The 4,748-nt window shown below is 69.8% G+C and carries 3 protein-coding genes; all 3 read left to right on the top strand.

The window, feature by feature from the left end; all coding sequences use genetic code 11:
* Positions 1–1,047: type VII secretion-associated serine protease mycosin (mycP, locus tag BST11_RS26495; RefSeq protein WP_083141139.1), on the top strand; the 1,047-nt coding region annotated here is incomplete at its 5' end.
* Positions 1,044–2,609, top strand: coding sequence for a type VII secretion protein EccE (gene eccE / locus BST11_RS26490; RefSeq protein ID WP_083141137.1), 1,566 nt, complete (start codon positions 1,044–1,046; stop codon positions 2,607–2,609). The genes mycP and eccE, both read left to right, overlap by 4 nt.
* Positions 2,610–2,617: 8 nt before the next feature.
* Positions 2,618–4,468, top strand: a complete 1,851-nt coding sequence (gene eccA, locus BST11_RS26485) for a type VII secretion AAA-ATPase EccA (protein WP_142276602.1) — start codon at positions 2,618–2,620, stop codon at positions 4,466–4,468.
* Positions 4,469–4,748: the final 280 nt, after the last annotated feature.

The raw sequence follows: 4,748 nt of genomic DNA, 5'->3' as shown, positions 1-4,748 counted from the left end.
CCCCCGGATGCCGGCGCGATGGCGCCCTCCAACGGCCCGCCCGACCCGCAAACCGAAGACGAGCCGGCGGTGCCCCCACCCCCGCCGGGCGCCCCCGACGGCGTCGTGGGCGTGGCCCCGCACGCGACCGTCATCTCGATCCGGCAGTCCTCGCGGGCCTTCGAACAGGTCAATCCCGCTCCGGCCGACCCGAACTCGGACGAGAAGGTCAAGGCCGGCACGCTGAACACGCTGGCGCGCGCCGTCGTCCACGCGGCGAACATGGGCGCGAAGGTCATCAACATCTCGGTGACCTCCTGCCTGCCCGCCGAGTCGTCCACCGACCAGCGGGCGCTCGGCGCGGCGCTGTGGTACGCGGCGACCGTCAAGGACGCGGTGATCGTGGCCGCCGCCGGCAACGACGGGGAAGGCGGCTGCGACAACAACCCGATGTATGACCCACTGAACCCGTCGGATCCGCGAGACTGGCATCAGGTCAAGATCATCTCCTCGCCGTCGTGGTTCTCCGACTACGTGTTGTCCGTGGGCGGTGTGGACGCCACCGGCGCCGCGATCGACAAGAGCATGTCGGGTCCCTGGGTGGGTGTGGCCGGCCCGGCGACCCACATCATGGGCCTGTCGCCGCAGGGCGGCGGCCCGGTCAACGCCTACCCGCCGTCGCGGCCGGGCGAGAAGAACATGCCGTTCTGGGGAACCAGCTTCTCGGCGGCCTACGTCAGCGGTGTCGCGGCGCTGGTGCGCGCGAAATACCCTGAGCTGACGGCGCATCAGGTGATCAACCGGATCGTGCAGTCGGCGCACAATCCGCCGGCGGGCGTCGACAACAAGGTGGGCTACGGCCTGGTGGACCCGGTCGCGGCGTTGACGTTCAACATCCCGCCCGGCGATCGGCTGCCCCCGGGTGCGCAGAGCCGGGTGATCACCCCGGCCGCGCCCCCGCCGCCGCCGGATCACCGGGCACGCAATATCGCGCTGGGCTTCCTCGGCGCCGTGGTCGCCGGTGTGCTGGCGGTGGCGGTCGGGATGCGGTTGCGGAGGGCGCGATGACGCCGCGGCTGACCGGTTTCAGCCCGGCCAGCAATCGGCGGGTGGTCGGGATACTGGTGGTGTTTCTTCTCGCCCTGGCGAGCTGGCCGTTCGGCGGGTACATCGGCGCGGGGGTGGCCGCGGCGCTGGGCGCGGCGGTGGTGTTCGTGCGGTGGCGGGGCCAGCCGGCGTGGTCGTGGGCGGTGCTGGCGCTGCGGGGCCGCCGCCCGATCGGCTGGAACGACCCGGTCACGGTGGCCAGCAACCGATCCGGCGGTGGGGTGCGCGTCCACGACGGGGCGGCGGTGGTGGCGGTGCAGCTGCTCGGGAGGGCGCACCGCGCCACCACGGTGACCGGCTCGGTGAGCGTCGAAACCGAGAACGTCATCGACGTGGCCGACCTGGTGCCGATGCTGCAGCATCCGTTGGGGCTGGAGCTCGACTCGATCAGTGTCGTCTCGTTCGGGTCGCGCTGCGGCAGCGTCGGCGACTACCCGCGGGTGTACGACGCCGAGATCGGCACCCCGCCATACGCGGGCCGCCGTGAAACGTGGTTGATACTGCGGCTGTCGGCGATCGACAACACTGACGCCTTGCGCTGGCGCACATCCCTTGGGGCGACAGCGATTACGGCGGCGCAGCGCATCGCCGGGTTGCTGCGTTGCCACGGGTTGCGCGCGAGGGTGGCAACGGCAACCGACCTGAGCGAGCTCGACCGCAGGCTCGGCTGGGACGCGGTGTCCGGCTCGATGCAAAAGTGGAAGGCCATCCGGGGGGAGGCCGGTTGGATGACGACGTATGCCTACCCGGCCGAGGCGATCACCTCCCACGTGCTCGCGCAGGCGTGGACGTTGCGCGTCGACGATGTCATCCAGAACGTGACGGTGTACTCGGGCGGGATGTGCACCGCAACGGTCACCGTGCGCACCCCCACGCCGGCGCCGAGCCCGCCGAGCGTGGTCCTGCGCCGCCTCAACGGCGAACAGGCCGCCGCGGCGGCGGCCAATATGTGCGGTCCGCGCCCGATCCTGCGGGGGCTGCGCCGAAGTCAATTGCCGGAGAGCCTGATCGTCGAGATCGGGCCGTCGGGGGTGCTTGTCGGCAAGCTCGCCAATGGCGACCGGCTGATGATCCCGGTCACCGACGCGGGTGAGCTGTCGAGGGTGTTCGTGGCGGGCGACGATGCGATCGTCAAACGGATCGTGATCCGCACCGCCGGGGCCGGCGAACGTGTTTGCGTGCATAGCCGCGACGCGAAACGCTGGGCCAGCGTGCGGATGCCCGCGGTGAGCGTCGTCAGCACCTCCCGGCCGGCCCCGCGCACCACCGTCAGCGTCGTCGAACACGCCCCCACCGCGATCTCACCCGCGCCGCGGCCGGCCACCGTGATCACCGTCGCGCCGGCCGGCACGGCGCTTCCCGACGGGCACGGGCACACGTTCGAGGTGGTCATCGAGCAGGTCAGCGGCGCGACGGTGAAAGTGACTGCGGCGGGCCAAAGTTGGCTGGTTGACATGGACCTGTTCCGCGCGGAGAACCGCTACGTCAACTTGGAGTCAGTCGCGATGTCGTTCGCCACGTAGCGTCGAGGATGGTGCAGACGATGGGGGATTTGCTCACGGCGCGTAGGCATTTCGACCGCGCCATGGCAATCAGGGACCGGCAGGGCCGCGCCGCGGCGCTGCCGGAGTTCGTCGCTGCCACCGAGGCCGACCCGTCGATGGCCGACGCCTGGCTGGGTCGCGTCGCCTGCGGTGACAGCGATCTGGCGTCTTTGAAGCGGCTCAACCATCACCGCGAATGGTTGCACCGCGAAACCACCCGGATCGGCCGCAGTCTGGCGGCCGAGCTGCAGCTGGGCCCCTACATCGGCATCACCGTCACCGACGCCTCCCAGGTGGGCCTGGCGCTGTCGTCGGCGCTGACGATCGCCGGCGAATACGCCGAGGCCGACAAGCTGCTGGCCAACCGCGAGCTGCTCGACTCCTGGGGCAACTACCAATGGCACCAGCTGGCCCGGGCGTTCCTGATGTACGCCACTCAGCGCTGGCCGGACGTGTTGCTGACGGCCGCGGAAGAGCTGCCGCCGCAGGCGATCATCATGTCCGCGGTGACCGCGTCGATCTGCGCGCTGGCCGCCCACGCCGCCGCCCATCTGGGGCAGGGCCGGGTGGCCCTGGACTGGCTGGACCGCGTCGACGTGACCGGGCAGACCGCGTCGTCGAGCCGGTTCGGCGCCGAGGTGTTGACGGCATCGATCGGGCCGGCCGACATTCCGCTGCTGGCCGCCGACCTCGCGTACGTGCGGGGCATGGTGCACCGCCAGCTTCACGAGGAGGACCGGGCGCAGATCTGGCTGTCCAAGGCGACCATCAACGGGGTGCTGATCGACGCCGCCAAGGCCGCGCTGGCCGACCCGAATCTGCAGCTGGTGGTCACCGACGAGCAGACCATCGCGACCCGAACCGACAAGTGGGACGCGTCCTCGGCCAAGAGCCGCGACGAGCTCGAGGACGCCGACGCGGCCGAGCGGCGCGCCGAGCTGCTGGCCGAGGGCCGTCACCTGCTGGCGAAACAGGTCGGTCTGGCGGCGGTCAAGGACGCGGTGTCGGCGCTGGAGGACCAGCTCGAGGTGCGGATGATGCGCCTCGAACACGGGTTACCGGTGGAGGGGCAAACCAACCACATGCTGCTGGTGGGGCCGCCCGGCACCGGCAAGACGACCACCGCGGAGGCGCTGGGCAAGATCTATGCCGGCATGGGAATCGTGCGCCATCCCGAGATCCGGGAGGTGCGCCGCTCCGACTTCTGCGGCCACTACATCGGGGAGTCGGGGCCCAAGACCAACGAGCTGATCGAAAAGTCGCTTGGCCGAATCATTTTCATGGACGAGTTCTACTCGCTGATCGAGCGCCACCAGGACGGGACCCCGGACATGATCGGCATGGAGGCCGTCAACCAACTCCTGGTCGCGCTCGAGGTCCACCGCTTCGACTTCTGCTTCATCGGGGCGGGCTACGAGGACCAGGTTGACGAATTCCTCACGGTGAACCCGGGTTTGGCGGGCCGGTTCAACCGCAAGCTGCGGTTCGAGTCGTACTCGCCGGCCGAGATCGTCGAGATCGGGCACCGTTACGCCACACCGCGGGCCAGCCTGCTCGACGACGGCGCGCGCGAGGCGTTCCTGGGTGCGGCCACCACCATCCGCAACTACACCACCCCGGGCGGCCAGCACGGCATCGACGCCATGCAGAACGGCCGGTTCGCCCGCAACGTCATCGAGCGTGCCGAGGGTTTTCGCGACACCCGCGTGATCGCCCAAAAGCGTTCGGGGCAACCGGTAACCGTCGAGGATCTGCAGATCATCACCGCGGCCGACATCGAATCCGCGGTGCGCAGCGTCTGCTCCGACAACCGCGACATGGCCGCGATCGTCTGGTAGCCGGCGGGTCCCGAAGGTCACGCGACCGCCGGTCGGCGAGATTTTCCCGCTTTTCGACCTGACTTGCCTCGCGATCGGACCGCCCCGCTTGTCGAATGATGACGGTCCCACCCCGGGGCGCGGATCGGGCCGCCGAAACTTGTCGTACCCCACTGCGATGATGAGGTCATGTCTTCGATCGCGTCGTCTCCTGTGGTGGTGAGCCCCAAGGAGCGTCTTGCGGTGTTGTTCGAGGAGCTCGCGGAGTTGGCTGGTCAGCGCAACGCGATTGATGGGCGCA

It is taken from the genome of Mycobacterium alsense (assembly GCF_002086635.1).
GTDB classification, from domain to species: domain Bacteria; phylum Actinomycetota; class Actinomycetes; order Mycobacteriales; family Mycobacteriaceae; genus Mycobacterium; species Mycobacterium alsense.
The sequence above is the reverse complement of the archived record's forward strand: the minus strand, read 5'-3'. Positions and strand labels throughout refer to the sequence as shown.

Coding starts and splice junctions, on each gene's coding strand:
- eccE (WP_083141137.1), top strand. CDS start 1,044: ATGACGCCGCGGCTGACCGGTTTCAGCCCGGCCAGCAATCGGCGGGTG.
- eccA (WP_142276602.1), top strand. CDS start 2,618: ATGGTGCAGACGATGGGGGATTTGCTCACGGCGCGTAGGCATTTCGAC.